This is a genomic window from Acinetobacter sp. NIPH 2699 (assembly GCF_022549355.1).
GTDB lineage: Bacteria > Pseudomonadota > Gammaproteobacteria > Pseudomonadales > Moraxellaceae > Acinetobacter.
Genome location: NZ_JAKZGL010000012.1, coordinates 26420 through 48831, shown reverse-complemented (window position 1 = coordinate 48831; position 22412 = coordinate 26420). Strand labels below are relative to the sequence as shown.

The 22412-nt window shown below is 39.5% G+C and carries 19 protein-coding genes; 5 read left to right on the top strand and 14 right to left on the bottom strand.

The features are described from left to right. Positions 1–37: 37 nt before the first annotated feature. The 5 genes from hutH to MMP72_RS11855 form a co-directional block, all read right to left on the bottom strand. The gene (gene hutH / locus MMP72_RS11875) at positions 38–1576 is read right to left on the bottom strand and encodes a histidine ammonia-lyase (protein WP_241317535.1); all 1539 of its coding nucleotides are present in this window, start codon (positions 1574–1576) and stop codon (positions 38–40) included. A gap of 87 nt (positions 1577–1663) precedes the next feature. Then, entirely contained in the window at positions 1664–3340 is a 1677-nt protein-coding gene (hutU, locus tag MMP72_RS11870) for a urocanate hydratase (protein WP_241317533.1), read from the bottom strand. A 241-nt stretch (positions 3341–3581) separates the two neighbouring features. After that, entirely contained in the window at positions 3582–4163 is a 582-nt protein-coding gene (locus MMP72_RS11865) for a HutD family protein (RefSeq protein WP_241317531.1), read from the bottom strand. After that, on the bottom strand, positions 4160–4912 hold the full coding sequence (gene hutC / locus MMP72_RS11860) for a histidine utilization repressor (protein WP_241317529.1): 753 nt from the start codon (positions 4910–4912) through the stop codon (positions 4160–4162). The genes MMP72_RS11865 and hutC overlap by 4 nt, the downstream gene beginning before the upstream one ends. Before the next feature lie 150 nt (positions 4913–5062). Next, positions 5063–6118, bottom strand: a complete 1056-nt coding sequence (locus MMP72_RS11855; protein ID WP_241317527.1) for an aromatic ring-hydroxylating dioxygenase subunit alpha — start codon at positions 6116–6118, stop codon at positions 5063–5065. A gap of 178 nt (positions 6119–6296) precedes the next feature. Here MMP72_RS11855 and MMP72_RS11850 point away from each other — a divergent pair, with 178 nt between their 5' ends. Together MMP72_RS11850 and puuE are read left to right on the top strand one after the other, a co-directional pair. Continuing rightward, positions 6297–7229 carry a LysR family transcriptional regulator gene (locus MMP72_RS11850; protein ID WP_241317525.1) on the top strand — a complete coding sequence of 311 codons (933 nt, stop codon included), beginning with the start codon at positions 6297–6299 and terminating at the stop codon, positions 7227–7229. Between the two features lie 128 nt (positions 7230–7357). Further along, positions 7358–8308, top strand: coding sequence for an allantoinase PuuE (gene puuE, locus MMP72_RS11845; RefSeq protein WP_241317523.1), 951 nt, complete (start codon positions 7358–7360; stop codon positions 8306–8308). A gap of 273 nt (positions 8309–8581) precedes the next feature. Here the strand turns inward: puuE and MMP72_RS11840 are convergent, their stop codons facing one another. The 4 genes from MMP72_RS11840 to MMP72_RS11825 are packed head-to-tail and all read right to left on the bottom strand — an operon-like array spanning position 8582 to position 12662. Continuing rightward, entirely contained in the window at positions 8582–10024 is a 1443-nt protein-coding gene (locus MMP72_RS11840) for an amidohydrolase family protein (RefSeq protein WP_241317521.1), read from the bottom strand. Further along, complete coding sequence (locus MMP72_RS11835; protein WP_241317519.1) at positions 10021–10815, bottom strand: ABC transporter permease; 795 nt, start codon at positions 10813–10815, stop codon at positions 10021–10023. The genes MMP72_RS11840 and MMP72_RS11835 overlap by 4 nt, the downstream gene beginning before the upstream one ends. Beyond that, positions 10808–11629 carry an ABC transporter ATP-binding protein gene (locus MMP72_RS11830; protein ID WP_241317517.1) on the bottom strand — a complete coding sequence of 274 codons (822 nt, stop codon included), beginning with the start codon at positions 11627–11629 and terminating at the stop codon, positions 10808–10810. Before MMP72_RS11830 ends, MMP72_RS11835 begins: the two co-directional genes overlap by 8 nt. A 52-nt stretch (positions 11630–11681) precedes the next feature. Beyond that, the gene (locus tag MMP72_RS11825; RefSeq protein WP_241317515.1) at positions 11682–12662 is read right to left on the bottom strand and encodes an ABC transporter substrate-binding protein; all 981 of its coding nucleotides are present in this window, start codon (positions 12660–12662) and stop codon (positions 11682–11684) included. 657 nt (positions 12663–13319) lie between these two features. Here MMP72_RS11825 and MMP72_RS11820 point away from each other — a divergent pair. Further along, positions 13320–14333, top strand: a complete 1014-nt coding sequence (locus tag MMP72_RS11820) for a 2-oxoglutarate and iron-dependent oxygenase domain-containing protein (protein ID WP_241317513.1) — start codon at positions 13320–13322, stop codon at positions 14331–14333. A gap of 118 nt (positions 14334–14451) precedes the next feature. Here the strand turns inward: MMP72_RS11820 and MMP72_RS11815 are convergent, their stop codons facing one another. The 3 genes from MMP72_RS11815 to alc all read right to left on the bottom strand — a co-directional run bounded on the left by MMP72_RS11815 (position 14452) and on the right by alc (position 16926). After that, positions 14452–15219 (bottom strand): hypothetical protein, encoded by a 768-nt coding sequence (locus tag MMP72_RS11815; protein ID WP_241317511.1) that lies wholly within the window; start codon positions 15217–15219, stop codon positions 14452–14454. Positions 15220–15353: 134 nt separating this feature from the next. Further along, positions 15354–15863, bottom strand: coding sequence for an ureidoglycolate lyase (locus tag MMP72_RS11810; protein WP_241317509.1), 510 nt, complete (start codon positions 15861–15863; stop codon positions 15354–15356). Between the two features lie 58 nt (positions 15864–15921). After that, positions 15922–16926, bottom strand: a complete 1005-nt coding sequence (alc, locus tag MMP72_RS11805; protein ID WP_241317507.1) for an allantoicase — start codon at positions 16924–16926, stop codon at positions 15922–15924. Positions 16927–17087: 161 nt separating this feature from the next. Between alc and MMP72_RS11800 the strand changes: the two genes are divergently transcribed. Further along, on the top strand, positions 17088–17801 hold the full coding sequence (locus MMP72_RS11800) for an FCD domain-containing protein (RefSeq protein WP_241317504.1): 714 nt from the start codon (positions 17088–17090) through the stop codon (positions 17799–17801). A 448-nt stretch (positions 17802–18249) separates the two neighbouring features. After that, entirely contained in the window at positions 18250–19407 is a 1158-nt protein-coding gene (gene hpxO / locus MMP72_RS11795) for an FAD-dependent urate hydroxylase HpxO (protein ID WP_241317502.1), read from the top strand. A 135-nt stretch (positions 19408–19542) separates the two neighbouring features. Here hpxO and MMP72_RS11790 read toward each other — a convergent pair whose 3' ends face one another. Together MMP72_RS11790 and MMP72_RS11785 are read right to left on the bottom strand one after the other, a co-directional pair. Further along, complete coding sequence (locus tag MMP72_RS11790) at positions 19543–20838, bottom strand: hypothetical protein (RefSeq protein WP_241317500.1); 1296 nt, start codon at positions 20836–20838, stop codon at positions 19543–19545. 154 nt (positions 20839–20992) lie between these two features. Next, the gene (locus MMP72_RS11785) at positions 20993–22366 is read right to left on the bottom strand and encodes a nucleobase:cation symporter-2 family protein (RefSeq protein ID WP_241317498.1); all 1374 of its coding nucleotides are present in this window, start codon (positions 22364–22366) and stop codon (positions 20993–20995) included. Between the last annotated feature and the right edge of the window lie 46 nt (positions 22367–22412).

Genomic DNA, 22412 nt, shown 5'->3' with positions numbered 1-22412 from the left:
AGTTAGATTCGGCCACTCCATGTGGCCGTTTTATTGATCAACCTTTAAATAAACTCGGTAATAGGTTTGGAATAATGAGTTCGTTCAAACATCCACTCGCCAGCAATTCACTTGCTTGCTCGATATCAGGTGCAAAGAAACGATCCTCACTGTAATAAGGCACTTGGTCACGCAACACTTTACGCGCACGTTCAAGTTTCGGCGAACTTTTCAATCCTTCACGGAAATCAAGACCTTGACATGCACCTAACCATTCAACAGCTAAAATACCGCGAACATTATCCGCCATATACCACAAACGCTTACCCGCATTTGGTGCCATAGAGACATGGTCTTCTTGGTTTGCTGAAGTCGGCAAACTATCTACACTGGCAGGATGAGCCAATGCTTTATTATCACTGGCCAATGCAGCGGCTGTCACTTGCGCAATCATGAAACCTGAGTTGACACCACCATTCGCTACCAAGAATGGAGGAAGCTGTGACATGTGGCGATCCATCATCATGGAAATACGACGCTCAGACAATGCACCAATTTCGGCAATCGCCAATGCCAGATTATCAGCAGCCATCGCCACTGGTTCAGCGTGGAAGTTACCACCTGAAATCACATCACCTTCAGCAGCGAAAACCAATGGATTATCCGAAACTGCATTTGATTCAATGGCCAACACTTCTGCCGCTTGGCGAATTTGAGTTAAACATGCACCCATGACCTGTGGTTGGCAACGAAGTGAGTACGGATCTTGAACTTTGCTACAATCTTCATGCGAATGTGCAATTTCACTTGAATCTGTCAGTAAGTCACGATACGCAGCCGCCACATCAATTTGACCACGCTGACCACGGACTGCATGAATACGCGCATCAAATGGTGCACGTGAACCCAGCATCGCTTCAACACTTAAACCACCGCAAACCGTTGCAGCAGCAAATAGATCTTCTGCTTCAAATAAACCACGTAATGCGTATGCTGTTGAAACTTGTGTACCATTTAACAGGGCTAAGCCTTCTTTTGCAGCTAAAGAAATTGGTTCTAAACCTGCAATTTTCAGTGCGTCAACCGCAGGTAACCATTCACCCTTATAACGTGCTTTACTTTCACCGAGTAAAATCAACGACATGTGTGCAAGTGGCGCTAAATCACCCGAAGCACCGACTGAACCTTTTAATGGAATATGAGGATAAACTTCAGCATTGATCAATGCCATAATCGCATCAATGACTTTACGGCGAATACCCGAAAAACCACGTGCCAAACTATTGACCTTGAGCAGCATGATTAAGCGAACCATCGCATCATCAAGTGGCTCGCCTACACCTGCGGCATGTGAAAGCACTAAAGAACGTTGTAATTTTTCTAAGTCTTCAGGTGCGATTTTGGTCGAAGCCAATAAACCAAAACCAGTGTTGATACCATAAGCCGTACGCCCTTCATTGACGATTTGCTCGACGCAAGCAACACTGGCGTTAATCGCAGCCGAGGCACTCTCATCAAGTTTAACTTTGATTGGGTTTAAGTAGGCTTGACGAAGATCTGCTAGCGTAAGTGTGCCGGGTTGAATTAAGAGTTCCATTTTGGCGTCCTGTTTTGCACTATATTGTTCTCTTACGGCACTTCTTACACAATTGCAAAAAACACCGTAATCGTTGTTGTGGTATTTTTATTGAGTGATCATTGGCAAGTTCAAACCTTGCTCTTTGGCACAGTCAATCGCAATGTCATAACCAGCATCAGCATGACGCATCACCCCTGTTGCAGGGTCATTGGTCAGTACACGTGCAATACGTGCTGCGGCTTCATCAGTACCATCACAAACGATGACCACACCTGAATGTTGCGAGAAGCCCATACCAACACCACCACCATGATGTAATGACACCCATGTCGCACCACCCGCTGTATTTAACAAGGCATTCAACAATGGCCAATCTGAAACAGCATCAGAACCATCTTGCATTGCTTCAGTTTCACGGTTAGGACTTGATACTGAACCTGAATCTAAGTGGTCACGACCAATGACGATTGGTGCTGAAAGTTCACCACTACGCACCATTTCATTAAAAGCCAAACCAAGTTTTGCGCGTAAACCTAAACCCACCCAACAAATACGGGCTGGTAAACCTTGAAAACTAATGCGCTCACGTGCCATGTCTAACCAACGATGTAAATGTTCATCATCTGGGATCAGCTCTTTTACCTTTGCATCTGTTTTATAAATATCTTCTGGATCACCAGACAGTGCGACCCAACGGAATGGACCTACACCACGGCAAAATAATGGACGGATATACGCTGGAACAAAACCAGGAAAATCAAAAGCATTTGCGATGCCTTCTTCTTGTGCCATTTGACGGATGTTGTTGCCATAGTCAAATGTTGGAACACCCATGTTTTGGAAATCTAACATGGCTTGAACATGCTGTGCCATGGATTGTTTCGCTGCTTTTACCACAGCTTCAGGTTCTGTTTTAGCGCGTTGACGATACTCTTCCCATGTCCAGCCAATTGGTAAATAACCATTCAATGGATCATGTGCGCTGGTTTGGTCAGTCACCATATCTGGATGTACACCGCGACGAACTAATTCAGGTAAGATTTCTGCCGCGTTGCCATGCAGTGCAATCGAAACTGCCTTACCTTCTTTGGTATATTTTTCAATACGCGCCAAAGCGTCATCTAAATCAGTTGCTTGCTCATCGACATAACGGGTACGTAAGCGGAAATCGATACTGGTTTGTTGGCATTCGATATTGAGTGAGCATGCACCTGCAAGTGTTGCAGCTAAGGGTTGTGCACCGCCCATACCGCCTAAACCAGCAGTCAAGACCCAACGACCTGTCAAATCACCGTTGTAATGTTGACGACCTGCTTCAACAAAAGTCTCGTATGTGCCTTGTACAATGCCCTGACTACCAATATAGATCCAAGAACCAGCCGTCATTTGACCGTACATTGCCAAACCTTTCGCATCCAATTCATTGAAATGCTCCCAATTTGCCCAATGTGGAACAAGATTCGAGTTTGCAATCAAAACACGCGGTGCATCTTTATGGGTTTTAAATACGCCAACTGGCTTACCAGATTGAACCAACAAAGTTTCATCAGTTTCTAAACTCTTTAGCGTTTCAACGATCTTGTCAAAACATTCCCAGTTACGTGCAGCACGACCAATACCACCGTAAACAACGAGTTCTTTTGGATTTTCTGCAACATCAGGATCAAGATTATTCATCAACATACGTAATGGCGCTTCGGTCAACCAACTTTTGGCATTGAGCTTTGTACCACGTGGTGCGCGAATTTCTACATCACGAAATTTTGTTGTCGTTGTGGTCACAATCGGACTCCTTCCTTTGAGATTTGAATCAGCAAATTAAACTGCTTTTACTGTATAGCAATGTATTAACTTGTATATACATCCATATACTACACAAATCTTTAATATTGAAAAGATACTTTTTAATCCTTTTATGAAAAAAATTCATAAGACAATGAAATTAATATATTTATTTTTTAAATCCCAATAAAAAACCCATACAACTACAATTTGTATGGGTTTCTATAAAAAGGATATAAACCTAGATTATCGTGAGTTCGATTAGACAAATCTGCTTTATACTCTGTTCACTTAAAACAATATTTTTCAACAATTTTTTATTCTGTATTTTCAGACTTTCCTGATGCTGTAAATGAAAAACCTGTTGATCGATTTCAATTGTTAATGGTTCTACACGCTGATTAAAAATAAAAATTAAATCGGCTGAACTGAAAATCTCAACGCTTGCTGACTCAAAAATCCATTGGTATCTGACATGTACCTTTTGAGGATCATAGATCAGATTAAAATCTCGAATTGGTCCATGCAGTAACTCACAACTGACACGACTGTCACCACTAAACTGCACGGTTTGTAATGATGCCAAATGCTTGGAATCATCTTCAATTTGAAGTGAAATACCTTGACCTTCCAATACGGTCAAAATCCGATGCATTCCACAGAACTTAGAAAATTCACCAGCAGTTTTGACATCCGCCATGGAAATACGCCAATCAAACGCATCCAGACTGTCACCATCACTTCGGGCAAGTTCAATGGTAAAACCAGCACCATTTTTCCAAAGCATTTTTTTATAATCTGCTAAGGTTAAAAGCTCAATCATTGGGTAAATTTACCTTCAAGATAATAACGACTACCTGGGTAAATCAATCGTGCGCTGGAAATCAATTGTTTATTAGACCATGTTCTACGGCGAATCAATAAACAAGGCTCGGTCTTATTGATTTTCAACCATTTGCACTCTTGGGCTGAGGCCAAAATTGCTGTTACCACATGCTCACCTTCCGTGACAGGTGCTTTTGACATTAAATAAGCATTTGGCGTAATGGTTTTAAAATCTTGTGATAGATAATCTGGAATCAGTGCAGGATCTACCAATCGATCCTCAATCTGAACAGGAACGTCATTTTCATAATGTACAATAATCGAGTGAAACAGTTTTTGCCCTTCACGAATTTGCATCAGGACACTTTGCTCTGCATTTGCTTGAATTTGTTCAAGCACCAGTACTTCCGCATGGTGTTTATGATTTCGAGCAAGAATTTCTTCTGCAATATTATTGACATGAAAAAGTGCGGTACGACCTTGACCTTCCGCGACAAAAGAGCCAACCCCTTGTATTCGTACCAACAGGCCTTCACTGGTCAGTTCGCGCAAAGCGCGGTTGATGGTCATACGACTACAACCAAGCAAATTCACCAATTCACTTTCTGAAGGAATCTTTTTATTTACCGTCCAAGTTCCCTCATAGATTTTTTGTGAAATCATTTGTTTCACACGCAAATACAAAGGAACAGGGCTATCTTCACCTAGAGATAAATCCAAATCGTTTTGCTTGGACGCTCTTGACATTGACTAAAACTCATACAATATATGCTAAGTTATTGTATATTGAATTCATCTCATTTGTATATACAAGCCTATACAATTAGGTTGTTTCAATCTTCAATAAGGCATCATTTCATAAGTATAAGAACTAAATAATCCTGAACTTGTGTCTATTTAAACCGTATAACGTTTACTTAAGCCCCATTCCGCCAAGATACGACGGTACATGGTCGATGATCGATCTGCTTCAAAATGTGCTTCCATCGTAATATCTAGAGGTAATTCTTCAGGTTTTTGTGCCTCCACCATCTCTTGATCTTCCGCAAAAATTTGTGCATTAAAGTCATATACAGCCTGTAAATCACCTGTGGTATCAAAATTGCGAGTTAAGGGCACAAACAAGCGGGTTTTATTATGAGAAACGGGGCAACAGGCATTTAAAATCTTTAATACGCCATCATTCGGAAAATGAATGGTCAATATGGCTGAGAATGGTGGATAAACATCAAATATACGCTCCCAGAGGAAATCATCAGGTGCTAAATGCTGCATGCCATGCGGATAATTGCTGACATTACTGACATATTCGCTATGCAATCCATAATCAGTTCGCTCAGTCGAATATTTCGGCACAATAGGATTTTCTCGATCGGCAAAGGCATGGTGATGTACCCACGCAAAGTGCGCAACGTCGATAAATCCCTCCAATTGGCGACCACTTGAACCAGCAATATCCACATAAGGTGGTAAAATCGCTTGATGCTCAGCAGTCTCCCATGTATCCAAAACAGGAAAATTGGCTAAACGCTCATCTCGTCCTAAAATACTGGTCCACACCAAACCATATTTTAAAACCACAGGAAACTTGGTTAAGGAAAACCGATCAGAAATTTTAGTCAGATCGGGTTGTGCGGGAATCTTTGTGCATTTCCCGTCTTCATTGAAATGCAAACCATGATAAGGACAAATAAGGGTTTCTCCCTCGACCCAACCTTTACTTAATGGCACACCGCGATGTGGACAAATATCACGAACCAAATGAATGTTCCCTGTTTCAGTTTTATAAATCGCCATATTCAGATCAAGTAAGGTGACTTGCTGTGGTTTGCTACTCACATCTTCAATTCGAGCAACAGGATACCAATGTTGTGCCAGTATTTCCCAATCTCGGTCATCAAACTGGCTATAACAAGGTTTATTCGGCACATTAATTAAAGGAATTGCATTCATTCTTTACTCTCATTTTTGCTATAGATCAACGATCTGTATGGCTTAAATGCAGTTTGGAACAGAACAATAATTTCGTCTATTAGAATGATTTCAATGAATCATTCTAAAAACTAGAACACTATATATTTTTTAAAATTGCTTTTGGTTATACTTATTTTTTATCTTTCAATTGATTGCTATGGCATTGCCTTTTTCTCGTTTCTCAGAATATTTTATCGCTGTAGCTAAAACTGGCAGCTTGCGAAAAGCAGCAGATCAACTTTATATTTCAGTCTCAGCAGTGCATCGTCAGATCGCTTTAGCTGAAGAAGAACTTGGCGTTGCCTTATTTGAGCGTCTACCCAATGGACTAAAACTGACTTTGGCAGGTGAATTACTCTATGCCGATTTACTGACTTGGCAAAAAGAATTTCAAACGACACAAAAGCGCTTAAATGAAATTCAGGGGTTACAACGAGGTTCAGTTGATTTTGGGATGATCTCAGCATTAAGTGAAAGCTTCGTCACTCAAGTGATTCAATCTATCCATCAAGATTATCCTTGGATTAATTTCAGTATTCGTGTGTTAGATAGTGAACGTGTTGCTGACTTGGTCATTAACGCTGAACTCGATTTTGGCTTAATTCTCAATCCAAAGCATCAACATCAATTACAAATCAGTTCCTTTATCGAAATGCCGCTTGGCTTTGTGATTCCAAAGCAACATCATTTAGCCAATAAGGAAAAAATCTATTTCTCAGATACGCTGGAATTCAATCATATTATTCCTGCTGCACCTTTAATTATTCACGATCACGTCACCGCTTTATATAAAAAACATGATTTTAATCCGCCACATAAAATCGAGTGCAACGATATTCACATGATGATTTCATTGCTGAGACAGAATTTAGGCATTGCTATCATGAGTTACTTGGATGCCTATCCATTTATTGAAAGTGGCGAATTCGAATTTAGGGCAATCCACGATAATGGGCTGCATCCAATTACCCTTGCTTTATGTGTTGCACCAAAACGGCAACTTTCTCGTATTGCACAAATCATGATGAATCAAATCATTGAAGAAATGGAAGCACTGAAATTGCGCATGCTAAAGAATATTCATGAATGAAACCGTATTATTGCACCAAAATAAAACAAATAAACCATTGATTTAAATAGATATAATAATTGACAATTAGAGAACCTATCCAGTAAATTGATGTGAAGTTTCACCTATTTCACGATTCAGGCATTGATATGGTTTGGTTCCATAAAGACATTGATTTAACAGCAGACTATCCACGAGATATGGTCGGTTATGCTAACCATCCTCCGCATGCGCAATGGCCTAATCAAGCAAAAATTGCGGTTCAGTTTGTATTGAACTATGAGGAAGGTGGTGAAAAACATATCTTGCATGGCGATGACGGTTCAGAGCAGTTTTTGTCTGAAATCAGTGGTGCAGAAAGTTATCCTGCTCGACATTTGTCCATGGATTCGATCTATGAATATGGTTCACGCGTTGGTTTTTGGCGTATTCAACAGGAATTTGCCAAACGCAACTTACCGATGACTATTTTTGCAGTTGCCATGGCATTACAAAGAAATCCATTAATTGTCGAGGCAATCAAACAGAATAACTATGATGTGGTATCGCATGGTTTACGCTGGATTCATTATCAAAATGTTGATCCTGAAACTGAAAAACAGCATATGGCTGAGGCTATGCAGATCTTAAAAGATTTGTTTGGTGAAATGCCTACTGGTTGGTACACAGGTCGTGATAGCCCCAACACTCGTCAATTATTAGCAGACTATGATCAGATTCAATATGACAGTGATTATTATGGCGATGATCTGCCTTTTTGGACAAAATTAACAAAAGAGAATGGCGAAACTCGTCCACATTTAATCATTCCCTATACTCTTGATACCAATGACATGAAGTTTGCTTCACCAACTGGTTTTAACCGCAGTGAAGATTTCTTTGAGTATTTAAAAGATGCCTTTGATGTTTTATATGCTGAAGGAACAACCCACCCTAAAATGCTTTCCATCGGCATGCATTGTCGAATTTTAGGTCGCCCTGCTCGTTTTAAAGCATTACAAAAATTTCTGGATTATGTGCAAAACCATGATCGGGTTTGGGTATGTACTCGTCAGCAGATTGCAGATCATTGGTATAAATATCATCCTTATCAGGGATAAGCTGTCTTAGGAACAAAATATTGATATACAAATAATTATAATAATCTTAGCGGAGTCTTGCCGAGTTCTCATCCAATTTCAAGATAAACCTGCGGTTCGCCCTACTTTTCTTTCGGGAAAAGTAGGCAAAACCATTGTCATTTGCAAAACCTGTTCACTTCTTGCATTTACCATACACTAACTAGTTGTATAAAACTTTGTATTTTGTTGACACCACGCAGGTTGCAAATGACGTTTCCGAGTATCATATTTTGTGTACGATTCTATTTTTGCTTAGGCTATTTTAGCCATTTCCATACTTCGCTGTTGCAACACTTTCACCGATTGCTTAGCTTGCCAAGCCAATTCCATCATATCCAGCTCAGGAATCTGGTCATTTTCAATCACCATTTTACCTGCAACAAACATCGCTTTAATATGCGCTCGCCCACCACTGGCAACAGGACCAATTGCCATATCATGTAATCCGAAATAACGAGGATCATCCAGTTGATACACAACCAAATCGGCTTGTTGCCCGACTTCAATCGTACCAACCTGATCGAGTCCTAAGATTTTTGCACCACCCACGGTTCCCCAACGAATCACATCTTCAATCGTTGCTGCGTCTGCACCGCCCTCAAATGATCCACCCTCATATTGTGGTGTCGCCAACATGCCTTTTCTAGCACGTTGTAATAACCATGCGGCATGTGTTTCTGAGAGCATATCTGCGGCTTCATTCGAACCTGCACCATCAACACCGATTGAAATGCTCATGCCAGCTTGTTCTAGACTTACAAGATCAGCAATACCACTGCCTAATCGCGCATTACTTTGTGGGCAATGCGCAATTCCTGTTCGAGTTTGACCTAAAATCTGAATTTCCTCGGGCAATAATTTAACCAGATGCGCAAACCAAACATCAGCCCCTACCCAATCATGCTCAGCGCAAAACTGTACAGGAGTCATGTTAAATTTGGCTTTGGCTGCATCCAGATAATCAACCGTTTCGGATAAATGACTATGCATCCCAATGCCTAATTGTCTAGCAATTTTGGCGCTTTCTCTAAACTGTTGCGGTGTCGTTGAATGTAAGGTTGAAGTGGGTGCCATCACAATTTTTCTAAATGCTGTCCCACTCGGCTGATGATATTGGCTGACTAAACGTTCAATATCCGCCATATAGTCTTCAAATTTCTCTGGACGTAAGGCTTGAGGTAACTCACTTTCTAAACCACGTGTCAGGGTTGCACCACCGCGACACAGCACAAAGCGCATCCCTAACTTTTCAGCTTCATCAAATAAAATTGCAGCGCCATCAAAAGGCATTTTCGGCCAATATAAATAATGATGGTCTGCGACGGTTGCACAACCCGAACGTAACAATTCAATCAAACCGATACGTACCGCAACCCGAAAAGTTTCCTCATCGAATGCACCACGAAAACGATACGGTGTACTGGCAAGCCATGCGCTTAAGTTTTGATTTAAACCTTGTGGCTCACCTTTTAATAAAGACTGAAACAAATGGTGATGGGTATTGACCCATGCTGGATAAATCACACAATCTTTAGCATCGATCACTTGTTCATTGGCTTGCTGAGTCAATTGCCCTAATGCTGTAATTTTGCCATTTTGGATACGAATATCGGTACATGAGGAACGAGCTGCATCACCAGATAAGCCTGTTAAAATGGCATAAGCATTTTTAATTAAATAACGCTGACTCATCATACTTGCTCACTCTCATGCCATTTACTTAAAAACACACGGCTTAATAAAGACATCAATACAAACAGCCCTAAACCCGTACAAGTAATCAAAAATAGCGCTGCAAACATGAGAGGCAAATCCAGTTGGAAACCTGCCTGCAAGATTTGATAAGCCAGGCCTGCACTTGTACCACCTGCTCCTGCAACAAACTCAGAAACCACAGCACCGATCAAAGCAAGTCCACAAGAAATCCGTAAACCACCAAAGAAATAAGGCAATGCATTTGGCACACGTAACCGCATCAGAATTTGCCAACGACTGGCTTTATTGATTTGAAAAAGATTAAGTAAACCTTTATTGACACTACGCAACCCCAACGTGGTATTGGTCAGGATTGGAAAAACTGCCACCAACATCGCACACACCACCAACGCTAAAGTTGTGTTTTGAATCCAGATAATCACCAATGGCGCAATCGCTACAATCGGTGTCACTTGAAATAATATGGCATAAGGCATAAAACAGGCTTCAATTACACGACTTTGCACGAATAAAAATGCAATGAGGATTCCAATCACCACAGCACAAGCAAAAGCCAATAAGGTGATTTTTAAAGTAACCAACAAGCTGCCAAACAACAATGCAGAATGATTAATCATCGCCATCACAATGTCGCTTGGTTTCGGTATCACATATACAGGGACTTCAAGCTGTTGAAAGCTCAACTGCCAAAGCAGCAACAATAAAAAACCGAGGGTCAAAGGAGCTGCTATACGCTGTATCGCAGGATTTTTTATTAATGGTTTAATCATGATCATACTCCCCACTTGCTTTAGCCAATACTTCTGAAAGATGCGAACATTGTTTAATAAAGATTTCTGACGTTCGAAATGATTCATCGCGTTGATAAGGACCTTCAATTTCCAGATCAGCAACCACACGACCTGGACGTGCCCCCATGACAACCACACGAGAAGACAAATACACTGCCTCATAAATACTGTGCGTGACAAAAACAACGGTTAAATCACGTTCAGACCAAAGTTTACGAATATCACTATCAAGCTTATGCCGAGTAAATTCATCCAAAGCCCCAAAGGGTTCATCCATGAGTAATAGATCAGGTTCTGTCACCAAAGCTCTGGCTAAAGAAGCGCGCATTTGCATCCCACCAGACAGTTCACGTGGGTAAGATTTGGTAAAGTTATCCAGCCCTACTGCTTTTAAAGCATCCAACACTTTAGGCGTACTCACCGACTTTGCAACATGCTGCAAATCTAAAGGTAGACGAACATTGTCTTCAATATTGGCCCAAGGCATTAAGGTCGCTTCCTGAAACACCATTGCCATTTTACATTGTGACTGGATATCCGCTTTACCATTCCAGCGCACATGCCCTGCTGATGGCTGTTCAAGATCAGCAAACATTTTCAATAAAGTACTTTTGCCACAGCCTGATGGCCCGAGCAAAGAAACAATCTCACCACGCCCAATGTTTAAATCTAGACGCTGCAATGCATGTGTGCCATTTGGATAAGTCTTTTCCACACCTCTTAGCATGAGCATGGGTGTGATGAAATTTGATGATGTATTTACTGGAATATCAACAGATAAAACTGAATTCATATGGTTTCCCCTTCGTGCAATAGCCCTATTTTCCTAACCCCAAAAACAGCCCTTATTTCTTCACAGGCCCAATAAACTGTGTCGTATAAGCTGATTTCCAGTTGGTATTGGCATTCAGTAAACCTGCATTCACCATAAAATCTCGTGTTGCTTTCCAACGTGCATCGGTCATCACCCCAATACCCTGTGTTTTGGCATCACCTCCATCAATCAGTTGTAACTTTTTCATTTGACTGACAGCAAAAGCCAGCAACTCATCATTCATATTTGGATTTTCTTTTTTAATAACCGCATTTCCTAGACGTGGATCAGCCAGATAGTTTTTCCATCCCTCCATAGATGCTTGTACAAAACGATTTACCACATCGGGTTTACTCTGAATCACATCATTACGAGTCACTAAAATGCCGCCATAAGCTGGATAGCCAGCGTCAGCAAATAAATAGAAATTACTTGATGGTGCGGCTTTTTTTGCCTGAAAAACCTCTGAAGTGGCATAGGCTTGTTGTGCTACATTTTTACCCGCTAGAAATGGCTGCATATTGAACGTATAAGGACGAGCTTGAGCTGCATTTAAATTATATTTTTCTCTTAGCCAAGGCCACCAGCTTGCTTGTCCACTGGTTGAAACAAGGATGGTTTTTCCTTTTAAATCAGCCAAAGACTTTACATCGCTATGTGTTAAAACACCTTGGGGATCAAACTGAAATGGTGCTGCTACAGCTTTGATTGGAAATTTACTTTCAATCCCTTTTAATACTTGTAAATCATAATTAATAATAATGTCGGCACGTTTAGACAATAATAAAGACATATTATTGACCTGTGGTCCACCGATTTTAATCTCGACATCTAGACCATATTTTTTATAAATACCCTGTGCCAAGGCCTGATAATACCCACCCTGTTCAGCTTGTGCATACCATGTTGTTTGTAACACCAGTTTATCGGCAGCATGGGTAAATGAACTGAAGAATAATGCGCCAGCAATAACAGTTAATCGTGCTTTGCCTACATTGTGCTGAATTTTCATAAGTAAGACCCCTAAATATGTATGAACTCATCTCGCTATTCTTTTAGGGGAATAAAAACCACATGTATAAAAGCACACAGATTCTCTCAAAGCCAAGCAATGACTTTGTCCCCAAAAGAGGAACAGCAAACGCTGTAGAGCAATGTCCCATGTGTAATACACACTAACCGCTTATACTCAGTTATGATTTAGCAAACACCATGCCAGTATTTATTTATGACTTATTTTTCAATAAAATAGATCCCAACAATTTGTTTTAGGTCTTAATTCACTATCTATTTTTGATTGAATACATTTTTAACAAATGCTGTTTTTCAAATAAATTCTTAAATGCACCATTTTAAAACAATAGAATGCGCAAAAAAGAATCATAAAACTTCATTTTAATGATCGCTTCTCACCTAGTACATAAGTTTGCTAATCAAATATCACCATAATCTAAGATTTTAAAATCTGGTATAGAAAATGCTTATTAAAATTCTGTCAGAGTAGAAGCGTTCAGCATATATAACCAATTCGGCATATATGTGGGTCATTGCTCAGAAATAAGCTTTCTTTCTATTGATTTAGAAAGTACGGCTCTTTTTTGAAAATAATGACCCAGTCTCTTTCAATCCATTTGATTGGGTCATGGTTATCCAGAAATCGAGGTTGAAAATGAATAGCGCGAATATGACCAATGTAGCTGAAAACCACTACAGCTTAGAAGAATTGCAAAAAGAATCCCGTATGGGAGCTTTCGGTCAAGAAACCTTTGAACGTGAAGTACGAATCATTGATTTGTCTGATTTTGAACAGCGTAAAAATGAAATTGCAGATCAGCTTTGGTCTGCTGCGACAGATATTGGTTTTTTCCAAGTCTCAAATCATGGCATTGATCTTGATCAAATTCAAAATGCTTTTGACATGACACAAAAGTTTTTTCATCTCCCTGAACACGTCAAAGCGCAATACCCTTTAAATCGTAATGCTGGTTGGGAAAGTAAAGCCCAGATTCGCCCATCCACCAGTACTCCAGATCAGAAAGAATCCTATCAAATTACCCGCCCAAGGATGACAGGACTCTACCCAAGCGAACAGGAACTACCTGATTTCAAAAATACCATGCTTGAGTTTGAACAAGCCTGTTGGCAGGTCGGTATGAAAATTTTATCCTGTTTTGCCTATAAACTGGGTTTTGCAGATAATTTCTTTGCCCTTGCCCATGACCCTGATCAAGAAACTTACCAAAGCACGTTACGCATGTTGCACTACTATGCCATTGATCCTGCACTTAAAGATCAATTGGGTTTATGGCGTGCTGGGGCTCATACCGATTTTGATTGTTTAACTTTATTGTTCCAACGTAAAGGACAAGGTGGTTTACAAGTCTGTCCTGGTAAAGATATGGAACAACAGCAATGGACCAGTATCGAACCACGAGATGATGTGATCACGTGTAATATCGGTGATATGCTGATGCGCTGGAGCGATGATCAACTCCCCTCTAATTTCCATCGTGTGAAAAATCCTGAAGCACATGAATATCAAGGTGCACGTTATAGTTTGGCATTCTTTTGTCAGGCCAATGAAGATGTGCTGATTGAAAGCCCTCAAAACAAATATCCAGCCATTACGGCAAAAGAGTATTTAAAACAACGAATTAGTGCAAATTTTAAAGGGAAGTATTAAGTTGATAAACATTCAATACATTTGTGACTTCCGAATCAACGAATGGAAATACAAAATTTTTCATCTATGTAATTAATGGACTAAATTTGAGGCAAAATGTTAAACTTGAATAATAAGTTCAATTTTTTCTTTTGCCTCTCCTCTTCCGTTTCCTTATTGTTTTCAGTGGGATAATAATTTTTCCTGTTCCCAATCCTCGGAAAAAGTAGTTGAATAGATAAATCGTGAAAAGCCCAAAATAAAAGAATGGAAATATTGTAAATATGCTAAAGATAAACTCCCAGAAAATAACTCCAATCTTATAATTGTAACTAAATTCAATTAAAGCACCTCTCCGACTACCTGTCTTAAATGAAATCTCATCAAAAATAAAATGTAAAACTCCCATTAAGAGACATAATAAAAACATACCAGAAACAATTATTTTCTTGATTAATGGTTTTTCAAGCCATGGATACCTCTTAGAAGACTCAAATTCAGCCTGAAAAAATTTACTATAGACGAACTCTTGGAATTCTTTGTTTATTCTGAATTTTTTGATCAATAAAAAAAATAGATAACAGCAAAAAACCATCATTACCAAAGTGGTATAAATGCTTGAAAGAATAGTAAAAAAAGGCAATGGTCCTTTAGTACCAACAATAATAAACATTTCCTCAGTGATATAACGATAAAGATCATACTGCCATTGATTCTTTGGATATGCTGGAAATAAAAATAATGGTAGTGAGAATAAACCAAATCCAAAAAACAAAAGCCTTTGATCCTGTTTTTTTTGTTTAGCTTTTTGCTCGAGCAATAAACGTCGTTGTTCTAGCTTTTTTTGCTTTTTTTGCCGAGTATGTTGTGCAAGTAATTCCCTTGCTAAATAACGGTTAGTTGACATATAAAATTAATATTTGTTGCTTTTTCCTCAAAACAATCTGAGTTATAAAAATAAAGATACATAAATAGAAATATGGTAGTACATTCTAAATTAAAAATGCTCATACTCCAATATTCTAGAGCAAGTATATTCATTTAAAGGTCAACAACCCAGTGTGGTTGAGACAAAGGATATACATCACAATTCTGACCACCACCAATACGATCAACCACTAAAAAGTCACTTTCAGCTTCCAATGTGATTAATGGATGATGCCACACTCCTTGATGATAAGTGATGCCCTGTTTCCCATTGCTGAGAAAAGCATAAATCTGTTGCTCATCGGGTTGTGTCTCATCTAAAGGCAACGCGACTACAATCACAAACTGCTGCTGTTGCAATGGAATAAAGGATTGTGAACCGTAAGGATGTCGTTCCAACATCTCAATTTGGAAAGGAATTGCTGTGGCGAATAGATTATGAAAAATACTCATAGCTACTGCCACATTTTCACCTGACACCTGTGCCAAAGACAGTGCATGATAACGCTCAGTCAAGCCCTGATTGATGGGGATAAAGTCTTTGCCACTCTTTTCAATCACATCACCAAAAGGTGCAAAGTTTTCCTGAGTTAAGGGCTGAATCTGGATATTTTTTTCATGCATAGACTATCTTCACATTTTAAATTTAGAGATAAAGACTTTTAACTTTTACGTATCTAAATCATTCAGTAATCTTTCCCCACAAACGAATCCGACTAATCCCACCATCAGGAATCATATTGACCCGAATATAATTCACTTTTTGATGCTGAATAATTTCAGCAATATATTCGTGAATAGCATCCATTGATAAAGGTTGTTGTTCAATTAAGAAAGGCCAAAACATACTTTGAGGAATCAATTGTGCATCCGTTGCATCTTCAACATAAGCGGCTTGAATCGAACAAAATGCAGGATAATTACCTTTAAAATGCGCTGTATCAATTTCTATTTTCTCAACTTGCCCAGCTTGACCTAAAGCAATAATGCACCAGTCAAACCCAGGTGCACGGCGACGTTTAGTTTCCCAACCATCGCCCATATTGATTCCACGATCAGGGCTAAGTAGATTATTGGGATGTCCATAATGTGCATCACTAAATGCTACGATGCGTCCACCATTCTTTAAGCCGACCAGATCAATGTGTTGAGCTGTATCTATATTCTCTAAAACGACATTTCCATACACACGTAAGCGAGCAACACCACCATCAGGGAAGATATTGAGACGAATATGAGTGATTTTATGTGCTTCACAATTAAAAAAATGATGATGATCTGGAGACAAAACCGAATTTTCGAGCAATGAAACCCAAGTTATATTTTCCAGTTGCTCATCAGGTGCATAGCATCCTTCAATTGATGCAGAAGCAGGATAATTTCCCGTAAAAAAGGACGTATCAATATCAAAGCCTGATACTGTTCCTGTTACCCCTAAACGAACAATACACCAATCATACCCCGCTTCACGTTTACGGCGAGTTTCCCATCCATCCATCCATTTACCATGATCATCAAATTTACCTTCGACAAACTTGGCTGGTTCAGTTTGCAGCATTCTTTCCGCGCTTGCGAAAAACTCATCTGAACAAGAGACAATCATCGCACCAATACGCGCATCAGCTAAATTGGTTAAACCCTGTAAGTTGTCTGGTAAAGTGACTGCTTTAGCAATATGCACCGTCATTGATCAATCCTAAATATTTTCATTTCGTTTATTATAAGCAAAAACCAGTCCAACTGGTCTGACCTGTTGTAAAAACTCTACTTAAATTTACGCTGAATCAATCTTAATTTATAAATTTTGTGTAGAATCAAATTGTTTATTTTATTTAGGATACGTTACGGATGAGCCCACAAGCAATGCTCAATGGAAAATCATCTCAGGTGACTGAGCAAGCTGTGGAAGTCATTCATCAACGCATTCAACAAGGCACTTACACGATCGGTTCTGCTTTACCCTCTCAACGTGATTTAGCCATCCAATTAGGCATCAGTCGTGCTTCTTTACGAGAAGCCTTAACGCGTCTCGCAGCTTTAGGATTATTAGAAATCAAGGCAGGTAAAGGGGTCTATGTCATTTCACAACATAGTAAAGCAGCGGAACAATGGGAAGGTGAACATCGAGTTTCTTTAAAAGATTTCTATCAATTACGCTATGTATTAGAAGGCTTTTGTGCTCTCCTCGCCTGCGAGTATTTAACCGAAAATGATAAAAATATCTTAAAACAACACTATGAAGCGCTCTCGACTTCAATCAAAGAACAAAATTGGCAAGCTGCTTCTGAATTTGATTACGCTTTTCACCAACATATTATTGAACTCAGTCATAATCAGTCTATTATTCAGACACTTAAAATGCATACTGAATGGATGAAAAAAAGCCAGATTCTCCCCTTTGTACAACCCAATCTTGCTTTTAAAACTATTCAAGAGCATGACGTTATTTTACAAGCCTTGTTTAAACAAGATGCTGCTGCCGCTGAAAAAGCCATGCAAGCCCATATCATCGGTGCTGCGCAAAGGGCTGGTGTGTATTTTTCTCGACATGAGAATGCTTAAAAAGCCCCACATTTAATTTGAATATAAACTTTATTGACTATCGTGACTGGCGGCATGGATGCCGCCTGTTTAGCTGTGGTATCAGGGAAGTACCATCAGCTAAACAAAGGATTTTTGTTACTTTTGATCTCTCAAAAGTAAGGTAAAAATTTATCGTCTTAAAGTCTACCGAATTAAGTTTTTTATAAAATGTTTTAAAATATGTAGCCTATCGTAATCACATTAATTTAAGAAAAATCTTATTTCTACTTTAGATAAAAACTTGAACTTTTATTAATGCACCACTTTGCCCCATGCTTCGAACCACATCAACGCACCTTTCCTATTACTGCTATTTTATAAGGCATAATAACTGGTATGACCAGTAAAACCACAAGCTAAAAACTGGCACAATTCTCGCTTAAGACTGTTTAGAAATTTTATATTTTTAACAATCAGGATCTAAACGATGAATATTGCGATTGTAGGTGCTGGTATGGGCGGTTTAACTGCTGGTATCGCTTTAAAGAAATTTGGTCATCAGGTTACGATCTACGAACAAGCTGCTGAAATTCGACCAGTGGGTGCAGCGATTTCTCTTTGGTCCAATGGTGTCAAATGTCTGAACTATCTCGGTTTAACTGAGCAAATTCAGACCTTAGGTGGGCAAATGGAATCCCTTGCCTATATCGATGGACTCACGCAACAAAGCATGACCCAATTTAGCTTAACACCTCTCTATAAAGAAGTTGGACAACGTGCCTATCCTGTCGCTCGTGCAGATTTACAACAGCTTCTCATGCAACAGTTTGGTTTTGAAGATATCAAACTTGCTATGAAAATGACTGGAATTGAAGATCATCAAGATGATGTTACTCTCCATTTTGAAGATGGTTCCCAAATAAAAGCCGATTTACTGATTGGTGCAGATGGCACCCATTCCATCACCCGTAAATTTGTACTTGGTTATCAAGTCGAACGTCGTTATGCAGGTTATGTAAATTGGAATGGTTTAGTAGACATAGATGAGAATATTGCCCCTGCACAGCAATGGACCACTTATGTGGGTGAAGGAAAACGAGTGTCACTCATGCCTGTCGCACAAAACCGTTTTTATTTCTTCTTCGATGTGCCTTTAGATGCGGGTCTACCCAATCAACGTGAATGCTATAAGCAAGATTTAAAGAAATATTTTAATGGTTGGTGTGCTCCAGTCCAAAGATTGATTGATACTTTGGACGAGCAAAAAACCAATCGTGTCGAAATACATGATATTGAACCTTTTATGAATTTTTATAAAGGTCGAGTGGTTTTACTCGGTGATGCAGCCCACAGTACAACACCTGATATTGGACAAGGTGGTTGCCAAGCCATTGAAGATGCCATTTACTTGGCACGTGCTTTGCAGATAAATACTTTTGGTTTAGATGATGCACTGGAAAGATACCAAAACAAACGTAATGATCGAACCAAAGAAATGGTATTACGTGCACGTAAACGTTGTGATGTGACCCATATGAAAGATCAAAAAGTGACTGAAGAATGGTATCAATCCCTGTATCAGGAACAAGGTTCACATATTATGCAAGGAATCATTAGCAATATTGTGGGAAATCCATTAGATTAATAAAGTAAAGTTTTAACTCCCCCCTTCATTGGGGGCTTTTTTTATGCAGAGTTAGATCAAAACAGTGAGAAAAATATAGTGGAAAATAAAAAACCTATTTCACATTTGAAATAGGTCGTATTCATAAGATTCGTTTTAGAACTTATAACTCAAGGCAAAACGATTCTGTAGAAAGTCCTTTTCATAACGTGGTGAGGTTTGGATACCAAAGAAATTACTGACGCTCAAACCTTTTAAAGCACCTGTAAAATTATAGATACCAAAAATCATATATTCAGATTGATTACGACTGGCAACATCTGCACTTTCCTTTAAGTCCATAAAAGAATAGCGAGTACCCGCAATCACTTGGTCTGTCAGTTTACCCTCTAAGGACAGCATAAAGGCATTTCCAGCCCCTAAATCTTGGGTACTGGTAAAAAATGGCTGGGCAAAAAATTCACCAGAAGATGTTTTTGTGGCATAAGGCGTTAAAAGCGCACCATTTAGATAACTGTCATGGTCAGGTTTGATATAGTTATATGCCACTTTAAGACTTGCAGTTGGCATCACCTTAAACGCTGCCTGAACACCCAAAATCTGGCTGTTGACTTCCCCAGCAAGCGCTTTTCCCTGATCTTTTCCTGAAATATATTGCAGTGAAAACTCAGGCGCATAATTCAGTTTGGGAAATGCCAAATCGGCTTGTGTATAGATTAAACCTGTGTAATCCTCATAATCTTGATACCAAAGCTGCATTTTTAATTTTTTGTCATTGGCTAACTCAAAACTCTTCCCTGCACCGATTGACCAAACCCCATCTGTTTTAATATTGGCATTTTGACGCGTGGTTTTGGTAAACGCATCATCGCCATAGCTTTTAAATTTATTGACTTTGGTTAGACGCAAGAAATCTGTATTGTTCCCCACCTGAATATCCGCTGCTTGATATAAAGCCATCAAAATACGACGGTCTGCATAATCGCCCATAAAAGGTAAATTGAGACGCTGATTACCAATGGTCACTCTAGCCAAATCATTTTTCCAAGTAATATAAGCTTCCGCTAAACCATCACGATCTTCTTTTAATTCTGAGACTTCATCATTTTTATTCTTCTCGTCTAAACGGCGTTGTAAGTCATAACCAATCGCTGCCTGCACCCCATAAAATGGTGCTGTCTCGTATTTGATATAACCGCCAATCGCAACTGTATCTTGATTTAAGTTATTGACAAAATAGCCATTATTTAAAGAGTAGTACGCTGATTTAACGACACCATGTACAGCGCCACAGCCAAACATTTGTTGCACTGTTTTGACTGAATTGTCATTAACGTTACAGTCTTGTTCTAAATTAAATAGACCATTTAAACTGGTATCCACTGCCCAACTTTGCATTGCTGCGGTCATTGCAAGCACTAGAGTCGCAGATTTTAAAGTAAAAGTTCTCATAAAGTTCCCCGAATATGTCATTAAAAAATCGCTTTAAACCTTTTAAAAAGCCAAAACTCCCCTAGACCTATTCAAAAATGAATAAGCGACTTTTAATGATGGATGATTAAAAAATGTTACAGTTTTAGAAAATAAAAATAACCAAATTGTGTCATTAATGCCCTGAATTTACTGGCAATGCCGTACTATCTACTGACTTTTTGCTAAAGGGTAAATGGTTAAATAAAAGGTTGAGTAAAATGGCGGTAATACATGCTGAGCTAATACCTGAATGTAATAGCGTACCGACCCATTTTGGAAATTGAGCATAAAATTCATGATTTGCGATTGGAATCATGCCGATTGCCAGTGAAGTGGCAACGATAATCAAGTTCTTATGATCGTTATAATCCACTTTTGCTAAAGTACGGATACCGCTCGCTGCGACGGTGCCAAACAGTACGATTCCAGCACCACCTAAAACAGGCATTGGAATTGCGGCAACTAAACGCCCGACGATAGGTAGCAAACCGAGTACAACCAAAATCCCACCCGCTGTTGCCACTACAAAACGACTTTTAATCCCTGTGATCGCAACGAGCCCTACATTTTGTGCAAATGCCGTTTGCATAAATGAACCAAAGATTGGTGCAACTGCACTGGATAACATATCTGCACGTAAACCATCACCGATACGTTTTGAATCCACTTTACTTCCCACGATTTCGCCAATCGCAATAATATCTGCTGTGGTTTCGGTCATAATTACCAAGGTGACAATCACCATGGAAAGAATCGCGGTAAATTCAAAGACAGGCAAACCAAAATGAAAGATATGAGGAAAGGCAAACATTGATCCACTCGCGACTTTGGAAAAATCAGCAAATCCAGCGAAGGAAGCAAGAATAGTTCCTAGAATAATCGCAATTAAAATCGCTAATCGACGCAATAATTGGCTCTTTAACATACTAAAGAGAATGACAATCGCCAAAGTCATCGCCGCCAAGCCAATATTGGCAGGATCTCCCCAATTTTCAGCTTTCGGATTTCCCCCCATCATCCAACGGATTGCGACAGGTAAAAGAGAAAGACCAATCATGGTAATCACACAGCCTGTCACCACTGGTGGGAAAAACCGAATAATTTTTGAGAAGAATGGTGCAAGCAATAAACCAATCAGTGAGGCCACAATCACGGCACCAAAAGCAGAAGCCAAACCGCCACCTGTGGTCACTATGGCTAGAATCGTTGCAACACCTGCAAAAGATACCCCCTGAACAATAGGAAGCTTTGCCCCGAAATGTTTAAAACCCAATGTCTGTAACATGGTCGCGATACCACCAACAAAGAGCGCAGCAGCAACCAACAATCCAATTTCCGATGCATCTAAACCCGCGGCAGCACCAATAATCAATGGCGGAGCAATAATCCCACCATACATGGTCAGTACATGTTGCAAACCATAAATGACATTTTTATTCATGCCTAAATATTGATGTTCCGCTGAAATTGTTGCATCAGTATCACTGTGCATTTTATCGTTGTGCATGGTGCTTCTTCCTCAATGAAAGTTCATGATTTCTACATTGCTTGTT

Coding starts and splice junctions, on each gene's coding strand:
- MMP72_RS11800 (WP_241317504.1), top strand. CDS start 17,088: ATGAGCCCACAAGCAATGCTCAATGGAAAATCATCTCAGGTGACTGAG.
- MMP72_RS11810 (WP_241317509.1), bottom strand. CDS start 15,863: ATGCATGAAAAAAATATCCAGATTCAGCCCTTAACTCAGGAAAACTTT.
- MMP72_RS11830 (WP_241317517.1), bottom strand. CDS start 11,629: ATGAATTCAGTTTTATCTGTTGATATTCCAGTAAATACATCATCAAAT.
- MMP72_RS11815 (WP_241317511.1), bottom strand. CDS start 15,219: ATGTCAACTAACCGTTATTTAGCAAGGGAATTACTTGCACAACATACT.
- MMP72_RS11835 (WP_241317519.1), bottom strand. CDS start 10,815: ATGATTAAACCATTAATAAAAAATCCTGCGATACAGCGTATAGCAGCT.
- hutH (WP_241317535.1), bottom strand. CDS start 1,576: ATGGAACTCTTAATTCAACCCGGCACACTTACGCTAGCAGATCTTCGT.
- puuE (WP_241317523.1), top strand. CDS start 7,358: ATGGTTTGGTTCCATAAAGACATTGATTTAACAGCAGACTATCCACGA.
- MMP72_RS11820 (WP_241317513.1), top strand. CDS start 13,320: ATGAATAGCGCGAATATGACCAATGTAGCTGAAAACCACTACAGCTTA.
- MMP72_RS11855 (WP_241317527.1), bottom strand. CDS start 6,118: ATGAATGCAATTCCTTTAATTAATGTGCCGAATAAACCTTGTTATAGC.
- alc (WP_241317507.1), bottom strand. CDS start 16,926: ATGACGGTGCATATTGCTAAAGCAGTCACTTTACCAGACAACTTACAG.
- hutC (WP_241317529.1), bottom strand. CDS start 4,912: ATGTCAAGAGCGTCCAAGCAAAACGATTTGGATTTATCTCTAGGTGAA.
- MMP72_RS11840 (WP_241317521.1), bottom strand. CDS start 10,024: ATGATGAGTCAGCGTTATTTAATTAAAAATGCTTATGCCATTTTAACA.
- MMP72_RS11865 (WP_241317531.1), bottom strand. CDS start 4,163: ATGATTGAGCTTTTAACCTTAGCAGATTATAAAAAAATGCTTTGGAAA.
- hpxO (WP_241317502.1), top strand. CDS start 18,250: ATGAATATTGCGATTGTAGGTGCTGGTATGGGCGGTTTAACTGCTGGT.
- MMP72_RS11825 (WP_241317515.1), bottom strand. CDS start 12,662: ATGAAAATTCAGCACAATGTAGGCAAAGCACGATTAACTGTTATTGCT.
- MMP72_RS11785 (WP_241317498.1), bottom strand. CDS start 22,366: ATGCACAACGATAAAATGCACAGTGATACTGATGCAACAATTTCAGCG.
- MMP72_RS11790 (WP_241317500.1), bottom strand. CDS start 20,838: ATGAGAACTTTTACTTTAAAATCTGCGACTCTAGTGCTTGCAATGACC.
- MMP72_RS11850 (WP_241317525.1), top strand. CDS start 6,297: ATGGCATTGCCTTTTTCTCGTTTCTCAGAATATTTTATCGCTGTAGCT.